The following is a 24,920-nucleotide window of genomic DNA, read 5'->3' on the forward strand; positions in this document are numbered from 1 at the left end:
ATATTAATATTGTTATATTTACTCTATCTTTTTTTAAGTTTTGTGCCTATGCGAAAACCTAATGCTACATCCATCGAAATAAGCTTGTATTGTTTTTCTAATTCTAAATAATCAATTTCCAATACATCCGAATTATCTCCAAAAGGAGTAGGACGCTTATCTATTGGTTGATTTGAAATATAACGCACTCCCACACCAAAATAAAAATTACTTATCCAGCTTTTGGCAAATTTCCCTTTCCAGCCTTTTATATATTGTATTCCTATCGAACGTCTTCTAACTCTATAATCCGAATCATAGCCATTTCCAGAAACTGTCCAGCTTTGATTATTTTCATCATAAAAATATTCATCATATACAAACTGCTCTTCCTTATAGTTCATATTCCGAAACATCAACTTTATGGCATGATAAGATGCCTTTTGAGGATTATTTTTTGTATAAAATCGTATTTCAGGCTTGATAACATAACTTGGATAAGAAGAATGAGGTAAAGCAATTTGATTATCGCCCGTTCTTTCTTTTCTAAAGTTTAAAATATATCCTATATCAGTGTGAACAGAAATTTTGTCGTCTAAAAAATATTCTACTCCAAAATAAGCTGTGGCACAAGGTTCAAGAAGAGCAAGAGGAGAAAGATAAAAATCTAAATCACTCTTTTTATAATCTGGATAACGTGATTTTTTCTTAATTTTTCTTTTTACAATAATTGTATCGTATTCATATTCTATTTCTGCTTCTATTTTTGTCGAATCATTTTGAGCAAATAACAGGTTGGTATTTAGAATGCTACTAAGTAATAAAAAAGAAAAAAAGAGCCATTTGGTATGTTTCATAATAAGTATTTTGGTAATGATAAATTAGACTTAAATAGATTATTTATATTTTTTAAATTATTGTTTAACTCTTCCTCCAAAACGCATACCTAGTGCAAAATCCATAGTAACAATTTTGTATTGTTTATTAAAACTCAAAAACTCTAAGTTTAATTCTTCAAGAGAAGAGTTAAAGTCTTCAAAAGGGTCAAAGGTTTTCTTTGTCGGAAGGTTTGAAATATACCGAACTCCTACTCCCATGTACCAATTTGAATTTATTTTTTTGAATACATTATTTTTCCAACCAATCAAAAACTGAACGCCAACTGAACGCCTTCTAACTTTATAAATAGAAATATTTTCTTCTCCTATACCTGTCCAATTATTAGTAAGAGTACTAAAAGCATATTCTTCGAATGTCCGTTGATTTTTTAAATAATTAACATTTCGCCACATCAAACGAATACCATAATAAGCAGCGTCTTTTGGACTACTATATTTTCTATACCACCGAAATTCTGTTTTAATGACATAATTAGCTTTCGAAGAATTTAGAATTGTTTGGTTTACTTGGTCTTCTTGTGTCGATAAAGTAGGGTCTGCTTCTGTATTTAATTCTATTCCAGTAAGATTTATCATATAACCCAAATCAGTATAAACAGAAAATCTGTCCTTGATAAAATATTCTCCTCCTAAATAAATAGTAGGGCGAGGTTCTAGTACTGCAAACGGAGAAATATACAAATCTATATCTCCTTTTTTATACTCTTCAACTGTATCATCTCTACGTATAAGTTCAATTTTTCGTTTGCTATATACTGTATCATACTCAACTTGATTATCAGTTTGAGCAGATACATTGTTAAAAATTATAATGAAAATAAATAAACTAAAGTAGATTTTTATTAAATTAAAAATAGTCATAAAGTAAAAAATAAAAGTATTTATGGTTAAGAAAGGAATAATAATTAAATTTTGATAGTTAAAAAATACAAATAATCTTATTCTGAATACGTAAACCCAACTCCTTATGTCGCAAATTTATACTGAAATAAGATGAGATTTGAGTATTATTTTATAAATTAAAATAGGCTCTTAACTCAAGTAATTGAGCAGAATTATACTCCTCCATAATTAGATTTCGAAATTTCCTCCTAATTTTGATTAGGTAATTTAAAAATCAAATCTTTTTCTAGGTTTATTGTTTATGCATTCTTGAATTTGGTAAGTTACTGAATTGATAAAAGTCGTACTATAAAAAGCTAAATTCTTAATTGTATTATAAATGAATATTTTTTTTAGTAAATTAGGCAAAGATAATTTTTATGTGTTCTATTTTTTTATTTTCTACTATATGAAATTTTTGTATTCTCTCATTTTTCCACATTCATTTTTTTTAGGATTACTTTTCATTTTTCTTTTATTAGGTACAGCCTGCACACCTGATAAAATGGAAAAACCTCCTAAGGATTTAGATAAATTTATTAAACGTAATGTTTTTCATTCAGATACAACACTACAAAAAATTTATAATGCAGCCAATCAAAGAGATGCCAAAACAGTAGCTACTTTTTTAGTACATCCACAAGAAAAATATAGAAAACATGCAGCTCTTACTTTTGCTTCTTTACAAGATAGTAGTTTTTTGATTCCTTTATTGGAATTATTGAATGATAAAAAACCCTCAGTTCGATTGGCTGCTGCAACAGCAATCGGGCAGTTTTGGGCGACAAGTAGCGAACAGTTATTGATAGAAAAAGTAACTCAAATGCAAGCAGACGGAAATTATGATGTCAATGTACAACAACGACTTTTGGAAGCCATTGGAAAGAGTGCTACAAACAAAGGATTACAGTTTTTAGCTTTAAAAAGCTATGAAAATGATACATTGAGGGTAGGACAGGCAATAGGAATTTATCGTGCTGCTACTAAGCCAAAAATAAATGAACGAGCTATTTCAGATTCAGCTACACTTTTGATGCTTGATTTTTTGACTCCCCCTAAGCAAAATTATACTGTTCGTTTGATGGCATCAGCTTATTTTGCTCGTCTTGCAGGTAAGGTCATTCCTAAAACAGAGACAGACTCTATTCAAGGAAAAAAACAAAGTGATTTTTTCGAAACACTAAAAAATAAAGCTGATAAAGATTCGCAATTATTTGTGCGTTCAAATGCTATACAGGCTTTGGGAGCGATAAAAACAAAAGAAAATGAAGATTTTTTGATTCATATTTTGAATAAGGTCGATGAGAATTATCTAGTCAAAATATCGGTTATTCGTTCGCTTGGAAAGTTTGATGCTTCTCCAAAAATAAAAAAAGCAATCGGAAATTATATCAATTCTAAAAATCCAAATTTACAAATTGTAGCTTCCGAAACACTCAAAAACTTGGCTCGTCTTACTGATTACAAACTTTATCTAGAATGGGCAGAAAAAACAAATAATTACAGAACTCGTGCAAATCTTTTGGCTGGTGCAATCAAAACAGAGAAAAAAGAAAATATAGCTTCTCAAAAAGTGATTTCTTTATTAGATTCTTCAAAAAATGTCTATGAAAAAATGGCTCTTTTACAAGCCCTTTCTGAAAACATACAAAATCTAAATTTAATTTTGGATACTCTCCAAGCTACTCAAAATCACTTATTAAGAACAGCAGCCACAGAGGCTCTTTTGAATATTTCTACTAATTTTTTATCAAATTCTTCTCAAAAGATTTCTTCAAAACAAAAAGAACAATTAAGAAAAGGGTTTGAATTTGCGATTACTTCGGGTGATGTAGGGGCAATGGCTTTAGCTGCAAATGCACTTATGAGCAAAGAATTTGAGCAAATATATAGATACAAAACAAGTTCTTTGACCAAATTACTCACAGAAGCTAGAGAAAAATTAGTTTTGCCTAAAGAAATAGAAACCTATCAAGAAATCAGCAAAACGATAGAGTTTTATACGGGAAAAACTACTCAAATTCCACCCCCACCTCCGACAAAAGAAATTGATTGGAAACTTATAAATACGTTAGATGCTAGAAATTCGATTATTTTGAATACAAATAAAGGCGAAATAATAGTTTCTCTTTTTACAGAAGAAGCTCCTGCAACGGTGGCAAGTTTTGTAACTCTAGCAGGAACAGGATTTTTTAATAAAAAGAAATTTCATAGAGTTGTTCCTAATTTTGTAGTGCAAGGAGGCGATCCACGAGGCGATGGTTGGGGAAGTGTAGATTATACAATTCGTTCCGAATTTTCTACTTTTTATTATGATGATGAGGGATATTTGGGAATGGCATCAGCAGGAAAAGATACAGAAAGTTGTCAATTTTTTATTACACACTCACCTACACCACATTTAGACGGACGCTATACCATTTTTGGAAAAGTAATAAACGGAATGGATGTAGTACATCAACTAGAAGTAGGAGATTATATCGAAATGGTTAGTTTTTGAGTTGAATCTAGGAGAATAAAATAGCAAATAAAAAAAGCAATTACAAAGGCTGTAATTGCTTTTTTTGAGGATTTATTCTAAACTTTATTTAAAAACTAAGCTGCTAATGCCAACTGTCTTTCCAATAAATTTTTCTTATTTAAAAATAAAGACTGATTGAAAAGTTCGTAATAAAAACTATAAGCAGCAAAAAGAAGCCCTAAAGGAGTTTCGTAATAATGATTATGGTCAAAATAAATCCATTCTTGAGAAAGATAATCTTCTAATTGTTTTTTATTTTCAGCCGTATAAACATCTAAAAGATGAGGCTCTGTTTCTACAATTTCTTTTAAACGAGAACGCATTTTTCGCTCTTCAAAACGAAGTTGTGCCATGTGTTCTTCAATCTCATGAATTTCTAATTGCTGACCTATAAATTGTGATTTTTCTAAAAGTGTTTTATGAATTAATTCATCAGCTTTTTTCATTTCATGTCTTTCAAAATAATTTTCATATAACTCCGTCAAAGCAGCATTATTATTATTTGCTTGCGCTTTTTTGTAGAAATAAATGAAAGCATTTTCTTCATTTTGTTGAATCAATTCTTTGTTTGTTTGCGCTTCATCTTGTAGTTCTTGCAAAATAAGTGGAGCATGTTTGACTGGATATTTTATGCCTTCAAAATCAAAAGTTTTGAGTTCGATTTGTTTGTTTATAATAGCTTCCAAAATCAAACAATCATTTTCTAATCCTTGTTGTTTTCGGATAAGCTCTGTGTTTTTTTCATTGAAAATATCCTCTAACACTGTATTTTCAGTAATCAGAACCTTAGAAGAATTCGAATTGATTCTATCAATAATTCTTTCTAAATTAAATTCTGAAATATCTTTTGAATTATAAAAATCATTATAACGCTCATCAAAAGAATACTTTTGTTTGTAGGCAGAATATTCAGTTTTGAAGTTTTCTAAAGAAAGCAACTTAGGTGTTTGAGAGAATTTTACATCTGCAAAAATATCTTTCGTAAACTTATCTTGCCACTTTTGAGCATTCTCAAAGATACTCCATGCTGTATCTAAAGAAGGTTCTGCATCAAAACTCAAATCCTCTAAATGTTGTACTCTATCAGCAGTACTTGGGTGCGATTCCCATTGATTTTCAATAACTACTTTACTTCTATCAAATTTACTCAAACTCTCTGTCGTAACAACAGGTAAATTATTTTCTATATTAAGATGACTTTCTTTAGCCAAGTAATTCATTAAATAATGATGTTGAGGATAAATATTTTCAGCTATTTCCTCTTTGGCTACTTGCTCTTGGTAGAAATTGATTAAAGATTGAAGTGCATCATTTGCAAGTTGAAGGCGCAAAAGTGAATCTATTAAGGGCTTTGAACCTACTACTGAGGCTGCAATTTGGTCAGCTTCAAATTCCATTTCTCTAGAAAGTTCCATATAACGAACATTGACAATGCCATACATTTTTTGAAGAATCCATTGAATTCCTGTAATAATTGTAATTCCTATCCACGCACAAATCGCAAAAACCCAACTAAAACTAGACCAGCGTTGCAATAAATTACTATACGAACTATTGTCATACAGCATATTATGAATTACTTTATTTACATTATAAACATAACTTCCCACTTTTAATGTTTTTTGACTAAAATGTCCAAATTCGTGTGCCAAGACAGCTTTTAGTTCGGTTTCGGTTACTGCATTTACTAACCCTAAGCCAATTTGCAGATTTTTTTTGGTCGGAAAAAACATACTCCAAAAGCTAGAATCATAAAATACAGCAGCATTTACATCTCTAGTAAGATAAACTTTTTTAGGAAAGTCTGTTCCGACCTCTCTAGTTAGTTCTTTAATTAAAGCAAAAAGACGAGGCTCTTCATTTTCTTTAATTTCTATCATATCCGAACGGTCGACTTTGACACGTTTGAAAATAAATTTTATCAAGAAAAAGAAAACCAAACCTCCAATACTTGCCAAGCCTATTCCTAAAAATAACGTAAAAAAAGAAGGATACATCGCCACAACCCCTATACCTGCAAAGCCAAAACCAATAGTTAGGGCAAAAGAAAGAGCAATCAATAATAAATAAATAAAGAGAAAGAAACCAATCGCCAAAAGTGTTTGTTTGGCTTTGTGTTCGACTTCTATAGTTTTCATAATGTATAAAATAAACTGTAAAGTAAGAAGAATAGAGAACTAAAAATGATAGTACAAGTGCATATTTTATGCAAATATAATTATCTATTTCAAATAAACTTACTTACATAAAAGAATAGTTCAAAAATTAGATAAAAAAAACCTTAGTAATTTTATAAATCACTAAGGTTTTGATTCAACGTATTGATTGTTAGTATTTCAGACTTCTTAGTCTGAATAAGTAGCATGTTTTATTCAAAAAACTCTTTTTTACTTTTCACATTCCCAGACTGGGAAGTCTGTGATACTTTTAAACTAATTGCTCTAAAGCAATTTCAAAAGAAGTTTCTACCAATCCTGTCTTATTTTTATTTCTTGAATGTGTTTTTTCAAGTGCGTTTTTGATAATTGTTGAAGTATCTTCAAAGATTCCTTCATCTGTCATATCTACATCATCATTACTCATTAGGTAAGCAAAAACACGAGCCATTCCACAGTTAGCAATAAAATCTGGAATAATAGCTACATTTTTATCAGCATATTCTAGTGTTTTTCCTAAGAAAATTTCTTTGTCTGCAAAAGGAACATTTGCACCACACGAAACTACTTCTAAGCCTCCTTTAATCATTCTTTCGATTTGAGATTGCTGAACTAATCTTGATGCAGCAGCAGGAATGAATATTTCTACACCAAAATCCCAAATTTTTTGTTCTGCTTCTTCAAATGAAAGCATATTGGTTGCACTGAGTTGATTTCCATTTTTATCTAAAAATAACTGCTTGATTTCTTCGTAAGAAAAACCTTCTTCTTTGAGTAATGCGCCTTCTTTATCCAAAATACCAACTACTTTTACTCCTTTTTGAGCCAAATAAAACGCTGCTGCACTCGCTACATTTCCCCAACCTTGAATAATTGCTCGTTTTCCTTTGTAATCTTCTTCGCCTTTTCCCCAAATATCATAAAAATGAAAAACACCACAGGCTACACCATAGCCTGTAACCATATCTGCCACCGTATATTTTCTTTTTAGAGAAGGCGTATATTTTTCGTCTTCCAAAACTTTGATTACACCATAACGAAGCTGTCCGATACGATTAATTTTTTGAGGTTCGGTAGGTTGAAAATGTCCTGTAAAAACACCTTCTTGAGGATGCCATATTCCACAATCTTCTGTAATTGGAATTACTTCGTGGATTTCATCAACATTCATATCACCACCAGTTCCATAATAATTTTTCAAAAGGGGTGCTACGACTTTGTACCAACGATTCAAAACTTCTTCTTTGCGTGGATCTTTTGGATCAAAATTGATTCCTGATTTTGCGCCTCCAATAGCTGGACCCGAAACGCTAAATTTGATTTCCATTGTTTTGGCAAGTGATTCTACTTCACGCTTGTCTAATCCGACACGCATACGTGTTCCACCACCAGCAGCACCTCCACGAAGGGAATTAATGACTACCCAACCGACAGCATCAGTTTGTTGGTCGTGCCATTCAAAAACGATTTCTGGATTTTTATTTTCAAATTTTTCTAGTAACTCTCTCATAAAATGTGTGTGTGTTGTAAGTTAAAAAAGGTCTTTTTCTATTTTTTCTACTCTTTTTTTAATAGATTTTCAAAAATACGAATTTTAGTGAGAACCTTTTCAGAAATAGAGGAAATTGAGAATTAGAATTATACTTTTTTTGTATTTTCGTTATCTTTATTTTTTACAAAGAAGCGTTTTATTTTTCCAAAAAAGACAATATATGCATCCATTTCAAAAAGCCTAGAATCTGCTCTAGCTTGCAATAAAAATATAATTCCAAATACTAAAAGAAGCATATTTGCTGCCCAAGAACCTGCAAAAATAGAAATTATTTGTTCTCTTGCCCATTTATCACCAGTAATGGTCATGATATAAAACAAGATAAAAAAGACAATCGAAATCAAAACAGGAACTCCCAAGCCTCCTTTTTTGATAATTGCTCCAAGTGGCGCACCTATCAAAAACATAATAAAACAAGCTACTGCAAGTGAAAGGCGTTTATTTTTTTCCAATAAAGCTCTTCTTGAATCATACTCAAAACGCTCAATACGTTCTCCATTTGTTTTGGCAAATGAACGCATATTTCTGACTTTTGTCAAGGCTCTATCCATTATCACTTCAATACTTTTTTCTGAAAAGTTTTGGTTGGCTAATGTGATTGTATCAGGTAAATTTTGCCAATCAATCGTATCTAGTCCATCTAAGGCATTGGGAACTGTTGTTTTTATTTCTTGAGTAGTATCATAAATAGTAGTATAATCTGAACCTTCTCCTTGATATGTTCTGTTTTTTAAGAATGTTGAACTGGCATTATTCGGACGCATTCCATTCGTTGAGGAAGCAATTATTCCTTTATTAGTAGAAGAGTCTTTTTTATTTTGAAGGATTTGATTAGCCTTCGTAAATAATTTTAGAGAATCCATTGCCTTTCGTTTGGCAGAATCTGTTTTCAAAATAGTATTTGAAGCATCTTGATTTGATTTATTACTAGAAATATTCTGTGTAGAATCAGGTCTTTCAAATAACTTATTTAAAGAATCAGCTTTTTCTTTTTTTATTTCTGCTTGTGTTTTTTCTTGTTGCGCTCGTTGTGCTAATCTTTCCTTTTCAAAATCCACAAAAAATGTATAATCAAAGTAACTTCTAGCTCGCTTTGCATTTTCTTCTTCTACTGCTTTTGCATCTTGTAAGAGCGAATCAGCTTCTGCATCTAATTGAGCTACCGTCATCATATAACGGTTTTGTGTAAATAACTCTTCTGAGGTTTCATTCATTTGTAAGAAAGATAAATCAAAGTTGAAGGTAGCTTGTTCGAATTTATCTCTCATAAACGCATTTTTATCTCTTCCTCCATTTGTAAGCTGTTCAGAATAACGATAACCATTTTCCACCTGAAACTCTAAGATTTGTTCGTCTTTCTTATTGACCATCAATCCTTTATCAGCAATGATAACATCTGTATTTCCTCTTGCACTTCTGTGGTCATAAATAATCAAGTCTTTTAAACTATCTGTTCCTTTTACTTTTTCTCCAATCCTTATACTCCATCCTGGTAAACCATTATAAAAAGAACCTTCTGGAAAATCTAAAGTTGGCTCTTTCTGTCTTACATCATAAAGCAATCGAAAGGCTTTTAGGTTTACTTCAGGAACAATTCTATCATTAAAAATATAGGCTACTCCTGTCAGAAAAATAGCAAATAACCCAACAGGCATCAATATTCTAATTAGTGAAATTCCACATCCTTTTATGGCAGTCAGTTCGTTGTGTTCGCCCATATTTCCAAAAGCCATTAAGGACGCCAAAAGAATAGCAAGTGGCAATGCCTGTGGAACAAGTGTAAGTGAGAAGTAAAAAAAGAGTTCTGCAAAAACCTCTGCTCCCAAATCTTTACCCACCAAATCTTCAAAATATTTGGACATAAAAACCATCAGCAGAATAAACAAAACCACCGAAAAAGTAAGAAAGAAAAGCCCAAAAAAGGAATGAGCTACTAGTTTATCTATTTTTTTGAACATATAAAAAGCTATATTTCTCGTTCAAGCATTTTGCTTGGACGCTCTTTTTCTGCAAGCATATGCTTGCTAATTAGTAAGCACAAGGTAGAATCTTGCGCTAGAATAATAAATTTGAATAGCAAAAATACATGAATAGTCAGATATAAATAAAATAGAACACAGAAAAATGGCAAGAATTCGAATTTTATAAGTTAGCTTAACAAACTTTATCCTATTTTTGTGTATTCATGTCGTTGTCATACTTCCAAGATGACATTAAAATAAAAAAAATACCACTTGAAAAAATATTTAGTAACCTGTGATTATAATTTAGAAGATTTGGTCATAGAAGAAATCAAACAAAAGATTCCAGAAGCAACAGAAATCAAACAATTTGAAAATTTTTCGCATCGTGTCTCTTTTATTGTTCCTAATCCTGATAAGGAAACAAATCTTTCTATTCTTCACCAACTTATTGCCCTTAGAAGTATTCATTCTATCATTGAGTTAAAAGGAAGTTTTTATTTAGAGAATCCTACTTTGGAAAATTTAAAAGCTAAAGTAATGAAAATAGATTTGCCAGAACTCAAAACAGCAAAATCATTTCGTGCAACTGCAGAACGCTATGGAACACACGATTTTACGTCGATGGAAATGGTAAAGCATATCGGACATACTGTTATTTTGCGTTATCAAACACCTGTTTCTCTGACTGAATATGAATATAATCTACGAGTTGATGTAATTGGAAGTTTTGTTTTTATAGGTTATCAGATTACAGATGATAGTTTGGCACATCGTCAAGGAAAGTATCACAACATCGAACGAAGTTTTCATCATAGAGCAGCCACAAAACATACCTTAGCTTATCATTTATTGACTTTAGCAGGACTAAAAGAAGGTGATTCGTTTTTAGATTGTACGTGTGGAGGTGGAACAATCGTTTTGGAAGCTGCTAGTATGTTTGGAAATAAAATCAAGATTTTGGCTGGAGATATGCACCAAAAAGCGATTGAGGGAACAAAAGAAAATTTAAGATTAAATAATTTTGATTTTGTAGAGGTAAGAGAGCTTAATGCTCGTCATTTGGATGAAACGATTCAAAATTATGTACTAGAAAATGGTAAAATAGACAAAATTGTTTGTAACTTACCTTTTGGGATTCAATCAGCAAAACAAGTGAATATGCGAGGTTTGTACGACCAGTTTTTGAGTTCGGCAGATAAAGTTTTATCCAAAAATGGAAAAATAGTTGTACTTACTATGAGACAAGGAGTTTTTAGAGAAGTTGTCTTTATGATAAAAAAATTCAAGATTACGAAAGAATATGTAACCGAAGCAGGAGGTTTGTATCTTCATATTTTTGTTTTAGAAAAACTTTAATAAACCAGATTAAACTATTTATGAAAAATTATATCATTAATAATTTATTAAAAAAACAATTAATACGCATTTTGGTTTTTAGTCATTTATTGTCTCTGCTCATTTTGACTGCTTGTACGAGTAGTTTAGGAAAAAAAGGAGAGTGGAATGCAACATATAAAACAGAATTTGTGTCTAATTGTAAAGCTGAAATTCAGAAAGAAGAATCTTTATTGAAAATAGACTCTCTGACCATTTCAAAAATTTGTGATTGTGTAGTATCTAAAGCTGAAAAAGAATTTGCACCTTTAAAAATGGAGGAAAAAAATGCTCTAACACAAATGAAAACAATAAGTACAGATTGTGCTAGAGATATTTTGATAGAAAAATTGAATAAAAAGTAATATATTTATCTGATTTTATTGTTCTGATTTAGAGCCTCAAGAGTATAAACTAAACTATGAAAACGTTACTTGTTCCTACTAATTTCTCTTTATCTTCTGCAAAATCTTTGCAGTATGCAACATTGCTTGCTAAAGAGTTTGGTTCGAAAATCATTGTTCATCATACTTATCCTCAAAATAGTCCTATTCACTTATTGTCTGATTTGGAGAATCAATTACATACTTTTGTAAGTGAATATGATTTTGAGTGTTATACTAATTCAGAAAATTATCTTAAAATCGAAACGTCTATTCAGCAAGGAAGAGAAAAAGAAAATATCATCAAAATTATCAAAAAGCATGATGCTGATATTTTGATTCTTTCAGCAAAAGACCGTTCGCAGTGGGAAGGAATACCCTTTGAAAGACTTATATCACAGACTTTAGAGCAAACACTTTCTTCTATTTTGATTGTTCCTTCTGAAATAGAAATACATAAAAGTATCGATAATGTTGTGTTTGCACTTTCTTTAGATGAAGGAGATGCTGATATTATTGATTCTTTATTGCTTTTTTGTGAAGTTTTGGGAGCGCACCTAACTTGCCTTCATGTTTCTTCGAATGAAGAAGAAAAAAACTTAGTTAATTATCAATTAAAGCCATTGAAAGAAATTTATTCATTTATTCCTAAAAAAGAAATGAGTTTTGAAGTAATCTATAATAAGAGTATTCAAGAAGGAATTAGTGATTTTTTGGATGTTAAACCTGCTCAATTATTAGTAATGCTCACTAAAGAACGTTCTTTTTTTGAAGGACTTTTTCATAGAAGCGTTTCGCAAGGAATGAGTTTTCAAAGTAAAGTGCCTGTAATGATTGTAAAATTATAAGAGTTGGGAAATTGGGATGAGAGAATAAATAATAATAGAAACGATAGTAATAAACTTAATTTTAGTTGTATTTCAGTTCATAATTTTTAATTAGCTCTGCTGATTATTTCATAATTCATAATTTGTAATTGAATGAGCCGTTTTGTAGTTGTTTTTTTCTTGATTATCGGAATTAGCTTTTCTGTTTTGGCTCAAAATAGCCAAACAGTAGAAGAGTTATTGAAATCTGCACGCCAAGAACAAAGTGAGCAAAAACTAGCCAGTGCATTGCGTTATTATTTACGAGCTGTCAATAAATTAGAAAAACAGAATGATAAAAAGGCTCTTTTTCAAGTTTATACAGAAATAGGAATAATTTATCAAAGTGGAGGTTTGCATACTAAAGCCATTGAATATTTTACTAAATCGCAAGAAGTAACTGATGCAAATTCATCTACACAAGCAGTTATTTCGATGCGTCTGGGTGAGTCTTATTTGGCACAAAAAGATTATCTACAAGCCATTGCAGCTTATCAAAATGCAAAACAGATTTATCAACCACAAAAAAAACCGTATGCCACTATACAAGCTCTGCGTCAACTCATAACAGCTTATCAAGCCAATAAAGACTATCAAATAGCATTAGAAGCAAATCAAGAAATCTTGGAAATGGATAGAGTAATTGGAGATTCGGCAGCCGTTGCAGCAACACTCAATAATATTGGTTATACCTACAAATTCTTAGGAAATTATAATAAGGCTCTTATTAACTTTGAACAAGCTAGAAAAATAGAAAAAAAATTAGGCTTAGAAGAAGACCCCATTACACTTACCAATACAGCGATTGTTTATCAAAATTTGGCTCAATATGATAATGCACTTCGATTTTTGAAAGAATCTATTAAAATTGTAGAAGCAAGAAATCAACCTAAAGAATTGGCTCGTCTTTATAATATTACGGCAGCTATTTATTATCAATTAGGAGATTATCACAATGCTAGAGAATACAATGAACTTGCCTTAGGATATGCTCAAAAATACAAACAGCGTGAAATAACAAAAGATATTTATTTGACAGCTTCACAAATAAATCAAGCCAATAATAATTATGAAGATGCACTCAAATCGTATGAAAAGCACCTTAATATTCGTGATTCATTGCTTTTAGAAGAGCGTTTGAAACAACAAGAACTTTTGCAACAACAGTTTTTGATAGAACGAACAGAAAAAGAATTGCAGCTTTATATGGTGGATGAAGAACTCAAAACGGCACAATTAAAAGAACAAGAACTTACCCTAGAAAAACAAAATCAGGAACTCGCTTTATTGCAACAAAAACAAGAATTACAAGCCGAACGATTAGAAAAAGAAGCTCTAGAAAAACAACGAACCAAACAAGAACTACTTATCGCACAACAAGAACTTAATGCTCAAAAGGCAGCACGAGAAGTAGAAGATTTACAGCAAAAAGAACTCAATAGAAAACGAGAAGTAGAAAAGTTAGAACAACAAGCTGACTTAAACAAACAAACTTTAGCTAGAGAACGAGCAGAAGCTGAAAAAAAACAAGCAGAAGCACAAGCAGAAGCAAATGTAAAAGAAGCTGAAAAAGAAGCACAACAGAAAATATTTGCCATTGCAGCCATTTTATCGTTATTAATTTTACTTATTATTGGTTTTGCTTTTCTAACTTCAAAGAAAAAAAATAAAGAACTAGCCCAACAAAAAGACCAAATTGAATCTAAAAATGTAGAATTAGAACAGCAAACTGAAGAAATTCAGATGCAGCGTGATGCCATTGCTCACAAAAGTGAAGAATTAAACGAACTTTATATAAAGGTTACAGATAGTGTTCGTTATGCACAGCGTATTCAAGATGCTATTTTAGTTCCTCCAACACAGGTTTTCAAAGATTTTGGAAAAAATACTGATGGTTTTGTCTTGTTCAAACCTCGTGATATTGTCTCAGGAGATTTTTATTGGACAACTGAAAAAGACAATCGAATAATATTGACAGCTATTGATTGTACAGGACATGGAGTTCCAGGGGCATTTATGTCGCTTATTGGAAATGATTTGTTGAATGAAATTGTAAATTTGAGAGGAATTACTGCACCTCATGAGATTTTGAATGAACTTCACATAGGCGTACAAACAACACTCAAGCAACAAGAAACTGAAAATAGAGACGGAATGGATATGGCTCTTTGTGTTTATGATAAAAATAAAAATATATTAGAGTTTGCAGGGGCAAAAAACCCACTTCTTTACATTCAGAATGGAAAAATAGAAACTATAAAAGGAGACAAAAAACCAATTGGAGGAAAGGATGTCTATAAAGAAAACTCTTTCAAAACACATACTATAGATTTGAATGATTCAACTGCTCCTAAAATTTTCTATATGTTTTCAGATGGCTATCAAGACCAGTTTGGAGGAGTGCAAGGAAGGAAATTTATGATAAAAAGACTGAGAGAACTTCTACAAGAAATTCATCAAAAACCAATGGAAGAGCAGCATAAAATACTAGATGAAACCATTGTAGATTGGATGAAAAATGAAGAACAAATCGATGATATTCTTTTGATGGGTTTTAGGATTGGGTAAACTGTTTTACAGATTAAATTATGAAAGATACTATTTTGTTTTTTAAAATATCGTTTTTTGGAATAGTTACATTAGCTTGTTTTATTATTTCATTTATTTCTCTTTACCTTTTTCTAAGTCAAACTAGCAATTTTGACTTAGAAAAATACATGCATTTTAGCTCGTCTGATAGGGGAAGAATTAAGATGTTAGTAGGAATGAATGTAGTCCTTATCTTAGTTCCTTTGCTTATTTCATTATTTTCATTCAAAAAAGGTAGAAAAATTTATAATTCTCTTTCTCAATAATATTTTACAAGAACTTTGTAAGTAGTTTTTTGAACAAGAGTAGTTTTTTGAACAAGAAACTATTGACATTCTTATGAAAGAACTCTCAAAGTTTAAAAAACTTCAAATCTCAATTTCATAAATCTATTTTTACTACTTTTGAACAACCAAAAATCAGAATAAACAATCTAAAAAATTAAAATGAATTCCTACCTAGATTCAGCCAACGAAGTTTTTGATTTAGAAATTGATGCACTCCAAAAAGCAAAACAACAAATTTCTACTACTTTTCATAAAGCCATTGAACTTATTCTTTCTTCAAAAGGAAAAATTGTAGTTACAGGCGTAGGCAAATCTGGAATTATTGCCCACAAAATTTCGGCGACTTTTGCAAGTACAGGAACGCCATCAGTTTTTTTGAATGCTTCCGAAGCCCTTCATGGGGATTTGGGAATGGTTTCAAAAGGTGATATTGTCATTATGCTTTCTAAAAGTGGAACTACGATTGAACTCGTAAAAATGCTTCCCACACTTCATAAAGTAGGTGCAAAAACAATCGGTATTTTTAGCAACATCGAAACTCGTTTAGCTCAAAATTTGGACTTACTTTTAGATGCAACTGTTGAGCGTGAAGCCTGTCCTCTTAATCTTGCGCCAATGAGTAGCACGACGGTTTCACTTGTCATTGGTGATGCGTTGGCTGCTGCCCTTATAAAAGCCCGAAATTTTAAAGAAGCAGATTTTGCTGTTTTTCACCCTGCTGGTCAGCTTGGACGGAATCTTTTACTGACGGCTGCTGATGTGATGCACAGTAAGGAAAATCTACCAATTGTTACGGCTCAAAATTCTTTAAAAGAAGTTGTTATTACAATGACAAAATATAATTTGGGTGCAGTGTGTGTCTGTGAAAAATCAGCTAATGAATTAGAAAATAATAAATTAGAAGGAATAATTACAGACGGAGATGTAAGACGTTTTTTTACTCATTCGGATACATTGAGTGCAAAAGCTGAAGAAATAATGACAAAAAATCCCATTTCATTGAATCCTTACATGCGACTTTCAGAAGTTTTGAGTGTAATGGAAAATAAAAAACGACAGATTTATGTTGCGCCTGTGGTAGATGAAGAAAATAATTGCTTAGGAATTGTCCGAATGCACGATATTTTGAGTTATTAATTCTGTATAAGTAACGATTATAGATAACGAAATTAAATAATTGACTATCAACAATTTAACTTTTATAAAAGAGTGCTTTAATTAATTTCTATTCCTAACAGACTTGGAAGTCTGCTATACATAGTTAAGATAAAATTATTTCTTGGCGTGTTCTTTCAAGGCTTTCAATAGTTGAGACTTACTCATTGTTGAGCGTCCTTCAAGGTCAATTTCTTGTGCTATTTCATAAAGTTCTTTTTTTGTTTTGAGCGAATAATTCATGATTTTCGCTTCCTCTTTTGGTGTTATTTCTGATTTGGTAGTTGTTCCCTTTTCTTTTTTTGTTACTTGATTATCCTCTCCTTTTTCGTCTTCTAAATTTACTTGTATAGTCTTTGAAGAAACAGTTGGTAGTTTTTGTTTTCTTTTTTCAGAAAAAGGTAAATTTTCTTCTATAGTAGAACCTACTTTTTTGGCTACTAATAAAGAACTATAAAAGGCAATTTCGAATAAACTTTTGATAATCATATCTTTTTTACAATTTATTTAATGGAAGAGTTATTCAAAAATAACTTGAAACAATAGTAAAAGTTTTTGTTTGCAAGATAATTTTAGGACTCAAAATTAAAAAAAGACTTCAAAAATACAAATCTTTGAAGTCTTTTTGATATAAAAATCGTTATGTTTTAATAAACATGTTGTCCACCATTGATAGCAAAGTTTGCTCCTGTAACAAAACCTGCCTTATCAGAAACGATATAAGCAATAATTTCAGCAATTTCTTCTGGTGTGCCTAGTCTTCCCATCGGAACTTCAGCAATAATTTGTTTAAGAATATCTTCTGGTACTGCCATAACCATATCGGTAGCAATATATCCAGGCGAAACAGTATTAATAGTAACACCTTTACGAGCTGTTTCCATTGCCAAACTTTTTGTAAATCCGTGCATACCTGCTTTGGCTGCACTATAATTTACTTGTCCGAACTGCCCACGCTGACCATTTACAGAAGAAACATTGATAATTCTTCCAAAACTATTTTCAAGCATTGGATTAATAGCATGACGACAACAATTAAAAACGCTTGTCAAATCAGCATTAATTACTGAGTGCCATTGCTCAAAAGACATTTTACGAAACGATCCATCACGAGTAATTCCTGCATTATTTATCAAAATATCAACTGTACCCACTCTACTTTTAATGTCTTCAAACATTTTTTCTACCTCATCAAAATCTGATACATCTGCCATTACTAAAGGCAAATTGTAGCCATCATCTTTTAGCTTGGTATTCCATTCTTCAGCTTTTTCTCTGTTGCGATAATGTGCCACAACAGTATAGCCATCGTCATGTAATTTCTTACAAATAGCTGTTCCTATTCCACCTGTTGAACCTGTAACTAGAGCTACTTTCTTATTGTTTTTGTCCATAATTAAATGTGTTGTGTGTTATTTTTGTGTTTAATTTCGATTCAAATCAAAGCTACTACTTTTTTTGTTAAATCCTCTCTTAAAATCAAAAGTTTCATACAAACTTAAAGAATGAGAATTGAAAAACAAAGGTTTTTAAAAAATTTAATTATATCTAGTATTATTAAATTCAAAATGTTAAAATTAAAATTTTTTCTATTAAATTTATACATATAAAAAATCAAAAAAAATAGTATCAATTAAATATTTTTAAGTTAATGTAGTTAATTAATTTTTAACCTTTAAATTGCAAATACTGATTGATTGCAATCTAGTTTATTCAAAAAGTCAAAATAAATACTTGTATTTTACAATAATGAATGCTTATATTTGAGATATAGGAGTTTTAAAAAATTGTATGAATTTAATTTACAATATTATTTTTTACTAAAAAAACAATAACTATTTTTTTTGATAAGCAAATTATTGCCAGTTTTTAAACTAAATTATTTTAATAAAATTTTAATTTATACTCTTAATAATATTTTACACCAAAACATCAAATAATCCCTTTTTTATATAAAATACACAAAGACAAATGAAGAAAATTATTTTCTCGGTAGCTTTATTTTTTATTTTATCTTTTACTTCGCTATTATTTCCCTCTTATTTAGCAGCACAAGATTCAGAAAATACAGATGCTACTACAACGCCAAATCTTGAAAAAATTATTATTCCTAATGAAGGGAGAACACAAACAAGTTTTTCTCTTTCAAATGCACAAAACGTTTCAGAAAATCAAAATCTAGTTTTTGATGCAACTAAAAAAGGTAGTTTTACTACAAAAGCTATCAAAATTGAACTTGAGAATCCAACGCCTTTTATCTCTGCTTATACCACTTGGAAAGGAGAAAATCTACATGATGAGTTTTTGACTATCGAACAAAGAACATCTATTGATGGTCAAAACTGGAATATTTGGGAAGAAACAGCTTTTGATGGACATGTAAACATTGAGAATCATAAGGAAGCCAAACGCCTTACTTCGGTAGCTAGTTTTCTTCCAAAAGAAACTCGTTTTGTTCAATATAGAATTTCTTGGAAAACAGGAAGTGAACAAACAGCAAGCATCAAAGATGTAGAAGTTTCGTTTTATAGCCCTGGGGAAACACCAAAACAAACGCTCAAAAAAGCAAAAGACGATATGACAAACTACATGCAAAGTGGTGGTTGTTCGCAGCCTCCTGTAGTTTCTCGTAGCAGTTGGGGTGCAAATCCTCCTCGCAGTAGTTACTCTTACACAAATGTTACGCATTTGGTGGTGCATCATGCGTATGGATATGATTGGAATGATGGTGCAGCAGCCGTTAGAGCAGTTCAAGATTTGCATCAAAATTCAAATGGTTGGTCAGATATTGGATATAATTATTTGATTCATAAATCAGGTGTAATCTATCAAGGAAGACCTGAAAATGTAATTGGAGCGCATTTTTGTGGATATAATTCCAAGACACAAGGAATTTGTATGTTAGGAACTTTTACAAGTCAAAATCCAACGAATGCAGCCATGACAAGTTTGAAAAAACTATTAGCTTGGAAAGCAGACAAAGAAGGAATCAACCCTTTAGGTTCTTCGTATCATTATTCAACAGGTGGAAATGTCAAAAATATTGCTGGACATCGTGATGGTGGTGGTTGTACTACTTGCCCTGGAAACTCGCTTTATTCTCTTCTTCCAACAGTAAGAGTTGATGTAAATTCAATGATTCAGAATGATTGTGGTGGAGGAACTCCATCTGATGCAGTAAATCCCACCACAAATATTGCAGCCCCAAGTAGTGCAACAAGTGATTTTACAGCAAGTTTTACCGATGCTGATAATGTAAGTGTAACAGGTCGTTTTTATCAAGTATTAGAAAATTATGCTTCTGAAACTCGTGCTAATCGTGGCAATGGATTTTATAATGATAATTTTTCTACAGGTTCGTTGCATTCAGATTATAATGTAGGAGCAGGAAGCTGGTCGGCAAACTCAAATGGACGTTTGGTTCAATCAAATACGACAAGTACAAATACTTCTTTATCTACATTTTTATCTCAAACAAATGGACAAAGTTATTTGTATAATTTTGCAGCAAAATTAAATAGTACAACTGGAAATCGTCGTTTTGGTATTCATATTATGGCAAGTTCTCAAACGGATTCTCAACGAGGAAACTCTTATCTAGTTTGGTTTTCAGGAGATGGTGGAACTGTAAATATCCTTGAGACAATCAATAATGTACTTTATACAAGAGCAAGTGCCTCTCTTACCACAGGTACAAGTTGGGCAGATTATAAAGTGACTTATTCTACTTCAACAGGAAAAATAGAAGTGTTTAGAAATGATGCTTTATTGACTCAATGGACAGATTCTAGCCCTCTTACTTCTGGAAATTACATTTCACTTCGTACGAATGAAGCAAACATAGAAGTTGATGATTTGAAAGTGTATAAAGGAAGAAGCACAGGCGTTACAGTAACGGTTGGAAATACAAATGCTAAAGATTTGCGTACTAATCTAGCAGCTACTGGACAAGTAAAATCTATCGTAAGAGATGCAGCAGGTAATTTTTCTAGTGTCGCAAATGCAAATGTTACTATTGGTGCGCCAGTTATAACAGATATTACAGGAAACTGGGCAGAAAATGAAATTCGTTATATGTTGAATAATGGTTTTATGTCTGGATATAGTGATAATACATTCCGTCCAAATAACACAACAAGTCGTGCCGAATTTGCAACAATGATAGCTGCTATTATTGACCCTGCTATTTCAACTGACCCTGTTGTTGCTAGTCGTAGTTTTAGTGATATTAGTGGACATTGGGCAGAAGCAAATATCTTGAAAGCTGCTCGTGCTGGCTATTTGAGTGGTTATACTGACGGAACATTTAGACCAAATGACCCAATTACTAGAATGCAAGTAACTTTATCTATTTCAAATGGATTAGGCTTAACAGGTGGAACTAGCTCATTATTAAATCTATTTACAGATAAAAATGATGTTCCTTCGTGGGCTGCTACTTCAGTTACAAATGGTATTTCTAATCGTTTTATAGCTAATCACCCAAATAAAAACTATTACAAACCAAATGATAATAGTACAAGAGCAAATGCTACTGTAGTGATGTATCAAGCCTTGCGTTATCTAAACCGTGCGCCAGAATTATTTAATACATATATCGTTGTCCCTGCAAACCCAGCTTCTAAAGTGGCTGCAACTACAAATGAGGTAGATGAAAAAATACTATCAGAAATGAGTTTGTTTCCAAATCCAATAGAAAATTCTCATTTGAATGTTTCTTATTCTTTGAAAGAATCTTCTGATGTAAGTATTCGTTTGTACAGCATTTTGGGAGAAGAAGTTTCTGTCCTTTATCAAGGAAATAGAGAAGCAGGAACTCACAAAGAAGAATTCGAACTCTCTAATCTTCGTTTAAAAGCAGGAACATATATCATCAGAGTATCTTCTAAAGAAGGAACTCAAACCCTACGTTTAATTAAACTATAAAATTTCCTCTATCGATTTTTAGAAAAGAACGTATTTTATTTTTTGCGTTCTTTTCTTTCCAAAAAAAATACAATTATAATGAACCGATTAATTATACTAATGGGAATGCTTTGTGCATTTTCCTATTCATCTTTTACTCAACTTCTCGCTCAAAATACGCAAAAAGAGTTTGTAGAAATACGAGTAACTGACCAACAAACAGGTTTTAGCATTCCGAATGCTAAAATAGAAATCATATCTTCGAAAGATTTAATGACTTCTAATAAAAAAGGAAAAGTATTAATTCAAAAAAATACGCAAAAACAAGTAATTAGAGTTACTGCAGAAGGATATAATCCTATCGAAACCTATTATCAATTAGCTTCTTTAGAAGAAGGTTTGAAAATGGAAATTCAGTTAGACCCACTTTTACCTAAAACAAATTTTTCTCTACAAAAACTAAGAAAACAAGAGAAAACGTCAGTTATTTCAGGGTTTGTGAGTGACAAAGAAACTGGATTTCCTGTCGCAAATGTAAAAGTAACAGCTTTAAATGCTACTGCTTATACAGATAAGAATGGTTTTTATCAGTTGTCTATTCCTTTTGATGTTGAGGCTATTCAAACAATAGAAGGATTATTAAATAATCATCAAAAAATTCAAATTTCTTTTTCTAAAAAAGGATTTACAACTCATTTACTCAAAGATTTCAGAGTTTTGGCTGAAGATTATTCACTCAAAATTGCTATGACTGCTTCAAGTTCAGAAATGAAACAAAGTAGTGCAAAAAATATCGAAACAGAAACGTTTTCTCACGGTTTTTTTGACAAAACAAGAGAAGAAGACAATGCAAGTAACAACATTCGTCTTAACGACAACCACAATCACAAATCTAATCCTGCTACGACAGAAGAAGTTTCAAGAGTAGAAGCTCTTGTAGTTCCATCAAGTATTCGTGTGGGCTTGAATTGTGCATGTAATTCTTGTTCAAGTGTTACAGTTATGAGTTTAGAAGCTTATGTTGAGCAAGGCATTGATAATGAGTGGATTCCGAGTTGGAGCGACAATTCATTGCGTTCTGGTGCAGTAGCTTATCGCAGTTATGGAGCAAACCACGTTTTGAATCCAATTAGATCAAATTACGATATCAGTAATACAACTTGTCGTCAAGTATGGGTATCTGGAACTACAACACGTTGTCGTGCAGCAGCACAATTTACAGCAGGCGAAGTGCTTGTTCGTGAGTGTGATAATACCAAAATTGCTTTTACAGAATATTCAGCAGAAAATAATAATTCTGGTTGTGGAGACGGTTTCGCAGGTACAGGTGGTACAGGTTTTAATGGTGTTTCTTGTTCGACAAATACGTATCAAGGTTGGCCCTGTATTTCTGATGCTATCAATGCTGGTAATGCCTCATTCGGACACGGAAGAGGTCTTTCTCAATGGGGTTCTCAACGTTGGGCAAGTCAGCAAAACAAAACCTACGGCTGGATTCTTGACCATTATTACAATCTAGGGGGAATCGAAAGAAGTGGCAGCAGTACACCAAGTGATACCGTAGATCCAACGACAAATATTGCAGCCCCAAGCAGTGCAACAAACGATTTTACAGCTACTTTTACAGATGCTGATAATGTGTCTGTAACAGGTCGTTTTTATCAAATATTAGAAAATTATGCTTCCGAAACTCGTGCTAATCGTGGCAACGGTTTTTATAATGATAATTTTTCGACTGGTTCTCTTCATTCTGATTACAATGTAGGAGCAGGAAGTTGGTCTGCTAATTCTTCTGGTCGTTTGGTTCAATCAAATACCAGCAGTACAAATACGTCTTTATCTACATTTTTATCTCAAACAAACGGACAAAGTTATTTGTATAATTTTGCAGCAAAATTAAATAGTACAACTGGAAATCGTCGTTTTGGAATTCATATTATGGCAAGTTCTCAAACTGATTCTCAACGAGGAAATTCTTATTTAGTTTGGTTTTCAGGCGATGGTGGAACTGTAAATATCCTTGAAACCGTAAATAATGTACTTTATACAAGAGCAAGTGCTTCACTTACAACTGGTACAAGTTGGGCAGATTATAAAGTGGCTTATTCTACTACAACTGGAAAAATTGAAGTATTTAGAAATGATGCTTTACTTACTCAATGGACAGATTCTAGCCCTCTTACTTCTGGAAATTATATTTCTCTTCGTACCAACGAAGCAAATGTAGAATTTGATGATTTGAAAGTGTATAAAGGAAGAAGTACAGGCGTTACCGTAACTGTTGGAAACACAAATGCTAAAGATTTGCGTACTAATCTAGCAGCCACAGGACAAGTAAAATCTATTGTAAGAGATGCAGCAGGAAACTTTTCTAGTGTAGCAAATGCAAATGTTACCATTGGTGCGCCTGTTATAACAGATATTACAGGAAACTGGGCAGAAAACGAAATTCGTTATATGTTAGAGAATGGATTTTTATCAGGGTATAGTGATAATACATTCCGTCCAAATAACAATATAAGTCGTGCCGAATTTGCAACTATGATAGCTGTTATTATTGACCCTGCTCCTTCTAGTGACCCAGCCGTTGCCAGTCGTACCTTTAATGACATTTCAGGACACTGGGCAGAACAAAATATACTGCAAGCTGCTAGAGCAGGTTATATGGGTGGATATTTAGATGGTTCTTTCAAACCAAATAATGGTATCAAAAGAGTTGAAGTAACCATTACTGTTTCAAATGGACTAGGACTTAGTGGAGGGGTAGCTTCTCTATTAAATTTATTTACAGATAAAAATGATATTCCTACTTGGGCGCAATCTTCGGTCAGCAATGCTACTGCAAATCGTTTTGTAGCGAATCATTCAAATAAAAACCTCTACCGTTCTAATGAAATTAGTACAAGAGCAAATGCTACTGTAGTGATGTATCAAGCCTTGCGTTATCTAAACCGTGCGCCAGAATTATTCAATACATATATTGTTGTTCCTGCAAACCCAGCTTCTAAAATAATGGCTATGCAATCACACACAAACCCAATAGAAGGAATGAGTTTGTTTCCAAATCCAGTAGAAAACTCTCATTTGAATGTTTCTTATTCTTTGAAAGAGTCTTCTGATGTAAGTATTCGTTTGTACAGCATTTTGGGAGAAGAAGTTTCTATTCTTTATCAAGGAAATAGAGAAGCAGGAACACATAAAGAAGAGTTTGAACTCTCTAATCTTCGCTTAAAAGCAGGAACGTATATTATCAGAATTTCTTCTAAAGAAGGAACTCAAACATTGCGTTTAGTAAAACTATAAAATTTACAATATGCTCTTTAGAGAGTATGAAATATAAAATAAAGTAAGAAATCAATTTATTTTTTGTCTTAACTCCTCTTTAGGTTGAGAGATTGATTTCTTACT

At 31.9% G+C, this 24,920-nt stretch carries 16 protein-coding genes; 9 read left to right on the forward strand and 7 right to left on the reverse strand.

Translation table 11 applies throughout. The annotated features are described in order from the left end of the window. Window positions 1-23: 23 nt before the first annotated feature. Together ACE193_RS00745 and ACE193_RS00750 are read right to left on the reverse strand one after the other, a co-directional pair. A complete protein-coding gene (locus ACE193_RS00745; protein ID WP_375561114.1) occupies window positions 24-836 on the reverse strand; it encodes a hypothetical protein in 813 nt (270 codons plus the stop codon). A gap of 57 nt (window positions 837-893) precedes the next feature. Further along, window positions 894-1,739, reverse strand: coding sequence for a hypothetical protein (locus ACE193_RS00750; RefSeq protein ID WP_375561115.1), 846 nt, complete (start codon window positions 1,737-1,739; stop codon window positions 894-896). 430 nt (window positions 1,740-2,169) lie between these two features. Here ACE193_RS00750 and ACE193_RS00755 point away from each other — a divergent pair, with 430 nt between their 5' ends. Further along, window positions 2,170-4,260: a peptidylprolyl isomerase gene (locus ACE193_RS00755; protein ID WP_375561116.1), complete on the forward strand. Its 2,091-nt coding sequence runs from the start codon at window positions 2,170-2,172 to the stop codon at window positions 4,258-4,260. A 95-nt stretch (window positions 4,261-4,355) separates the two neighbouring features. On the opposite strand, the gene ACE193_RS00760 is transcribed toward ACE193_RS00755, so the two are convergent. From ACE193_RS00760 to ACE193_RS00770, 3 genes are all read right to left on the reverse strand, one after another. Continuing rightward, window positions 4,356-6,419 (reverse strand): M48 family metalloprotease, encoded by a 2,064-nt coding sequence (locus ACE193_RS00760; protein ID WP_375561117.1) that lies wholly within the window; start codon window positions 6,417-6,419, stop codon window positions 4,356-4,358. Between the two features lie 289 nt (window positions 6,420-6,708). Continuing rightward, window positions 6,709-7,947 carry a Glu/Leu/Phe/Val dehydrogenase dimerization domain-containing protein gene (locus ACE193_RS00765; protein ID WP_375561118.1) on the reverse strand — a complete coding sequence of 413 codons (1,239 nt, stop codon included), beginning with the start codon at window positions 7,945-7,947 and terminating at the stop codon, window positions 6,709-6,711. A 128-nt stretch (window positions 7,948-8,075) separates the two neighbouring features. Beyond that, window positions 8,076-9,947, reverse strand: a complete 1,872-nt coding sequence (locus ACE193_RS00770) for an LptF/LptG family permease (protein WP_375561119.1) — start codon at window positions 9,945-9,947, stop codon at window positions 8,076-8,078. A 276-nt stretch (window positions 9,948-10,223) separates the two neighbouring features. Between ACE193_RS00770 and ACE193_RS00775 the strand changes: the two genes are divergently transcribed. The 6 genes from ACE193_RS00775 (at window position 10,224) to ACE193_RS00800 (ending at window position 16,589) form a co-directional block, all read left to right on the forward strand. Further along, complete coding sequence (locus ACE193_RS00775; RefSeq protein ID WP_375561120.1) at window positions 10,224-11,309, forward strand: methyltransferase domain-containing protein; 1,086 nt, start codon at window positions 10,224-10,226, stop codon at window positions 11,307-11,309. A gap of 20 nt (window positions 11,310-11,329) precedes the next feature. Next, window positions 11,330-11,692, forward strand: coding sequence for a hypothetical protein (locus tag ACE193_RS00780; RefSeq protein ID WP_375561121.1), 363 nt, complete (start codon window positions 11,330-11,332; stop codon window positions 11,690-11,692). Between the two features lie 56 nt (window positions 11,693-11,748). Then, window positions 11,749-12,558, forward strand: coding sequence for a universal stress protein (locus tag ACE193_RS00785; protein WP_375561122.1), 810 nt, complete (start codon window positions 11,749-11,751; stop codon window positions 12,556-12,558). Window positions 12,559-12,690: 132 nt separating this feature from the next. After that, the gene (locus ACE193_RS00790; RefSeq protein WP_375561123.1) at window positions 12,691-15,144 is read left to right on the forward strand and encodes a tetratricopeptide repeat protein; all 2,454 of its coding nucleotides are present in this window, start codon (window positions 12,691-12,693) and stop codon (window positions 15,142-15,144) included. A 20-nt stretch (window positions 15,145-15,164) separates the two neighbouring features. Then, window positions 15,165-15,431, forward strand: coding sequence for a hypothetical protein (locus ACE193_RS00795; protein WP_375561124.1), 267 nt, complete (start codon window positions 15,165-15,167; stop codon window positions 15,429-15,431). Between the two features lie 180 nt (window positions 15,432-15,611). Next, window positions 15,612-16,589, forward strand: coding sequence for an SIS domain-containing protein (locus ACE193_RS00800; RefSeq protein ID WP_375561125.1), 978 nt, complete (start codon window positions 15,612-15,614; stop codon window positions 16,587-16,589). A gap of 135 nt (window positions 16,590-16,724) precedes the next feature. Here the strand turns inward: ACE193_RS00800 and ACE193_RS00805 are convergent, their stop codons facing one another. Together ACE193_RS00805 and phbB are read right to left on the reverse strand one after the other, a co-directional pair. Continuing rightward, the gene (locus ACE193_RS00805; RefSeq protein ID WP_375561126.1) at window positions 16,725-17,096 is read right to left on the reverse strand and encodes a Rho termination factor N-terminal domain-containing protein; all 372 of its coding nucleotides are present in this window, start codon (window positions 17,094-17,096) and stop codon (window positions 16,725-16,727) included. Between the two features lie 158 nt (window positions 17,097-17,254). Next, window positions 17,255-18,001: an acetoacetyl-CoA reductase gene (gene phbB, locus ACE193_RS00810; protein WP_375561127.1), complete on the reverse strand. Its 747-nt coding sequence runs from the start codon at window positions 17,999-18,001 to the stop codon at window positions 17,255-17,257. 577 nt (window positions 18,002-18,578) lie between these two features. Between phbB and ACE193_RS00815 the strand changes: the two genes are divergently transcribed. Next, window positions 18,579-21,533: an S-layer homology domain-containing protein gene (locus ACE193_RS00815; RefSeq protein ID WP_375561128.1), complete on the forward strand. Its 2,955-nt coding sequence runs from the start codon at window positions 18,579-18,581 to the stop codon at window positions 21,531-21,533. A gap of 78 nt (window positions 21,534-21,611) precedes the next feature. Further along, complete coding sequence (locus ACE193_RS00820) at window positions 21,612-24,815, forward strand: S-layer homology domain-containing protein (RefSeq protein ID WP_375561129.1); 3,204 nt, start codon at window positions 21,612-21,614, stop codon at window positions 24,813-24,815. Window positions 24,816-24,920: the final 105 nt, after the last annotated feature.

The organism is Bernardetia aquimarina, from assembly GCF_042180575.1.
In the GTDB taxonomy this organism is placed as follows: Bacteria; Bacteroidota; Bacteroidia; order Cytophagales; family Bernardetiaceae; genus Bernardetia.

Coding starts and splice junctions, on each gene's coding strand:
- ACE193_RS00745 (WP_375561114.1), bottom strand. CDS start 836: ATGAAACATACCAAATGGCTCTTTTTTTCTTTTTTATTACTTAGTAGC.
- ACE193_RS00750 (WP_375561115.1), bottom strand. CDS start 1,739: ATGACTATTTTTAATTTAATAAAAATCTACTTTAGTTTATTTATTTTC.
- ACE193_RS00755 (WP_375561116.1), top strand. CDS start 2,170: ATGAAATTTTTGTATTCTCTCATTTTTCCACATTCATTTTTTTTAGGA.
- ACE193_RS00760 (WP_375561117.1), bottom strand. CDS start 6,419: ATGAAAACTATAGAAGTCGAACACAAAGCCAAACAAACACTTTTGGCG.
- ACE193_RS00765 (WP_375561118.1), bottom strand. CDS start 7,947: ATGAGAGAGTTACTAGAAAAATTTGAAAATAAAAATCCAGAAATCGTT.
- ACE193_RS00770 (WP_375561119.1), bottom strand. CDS start 9,947: ATGTTCAAAAAAATAGATAAACTAGTAGCTCATTCCTTTTTTGGGCTT.
- ACE193_RS00780 (WP_375561121.1), top strand. CDS start 11,330: ATGAAAAATTATATCATTAATAATTTATTAAAAAAACAATTAATACGC.
- ACE193_RS00785 (WP_375561122.1), top strand. CDS start 11,749: ATGAAAACGTTACTTGTTCCTACTAATTTCTCTTTATCTTCTGCAAAA.
- ACE193_RS00790 (WP_375561123.1), top strand. CDS start 12,691: ATGAGCCGTTTTGTAGTTGTTTTTTTCTTGATTATCGGAATTAGCTTT.
- ACE193_RS00795 (WP_375561124.1), top strand. CDS start 15,165: ATGAAAGATACTATTTTGTTTTTTAAAATATCGTTTTTTGGAATAGTT.
- ACE193_RS00800 (WP_375561125.1), top strand. CDS start 15,612: ATGAATTCCTACCTAGATTCAGCCAACGAAGTTTTTGATTTAGAAATT.
- ACE193_RS00805 (WP_375561126.1), bottom strand. CDS start 17,096: ATGATTATCAAAAGTTTATTCGAAATTGCCTTTTATAGTTCTTTATTA.
- phbB (WP_375561127.1), bottom strand. CDS start 18,001: ATGGACAAAAACAATAAGAAAGTAGCTCTAGTTACAGGTTCAACAGGT.
- ACE193_RS00815 (WP_375561128.1), top strand. CDS start 18,579: ATGAAGAAAATTATTTTCTCGGTAGCTTTATTTTTTATTTTATCTTTT.
- ACE193_RS00820 (WP_375561129.1), top strand. CDS start 21,612: ATGAACCGATTAATTATACTAATGGGAATGCTTTGTGCATTTTCCTAT.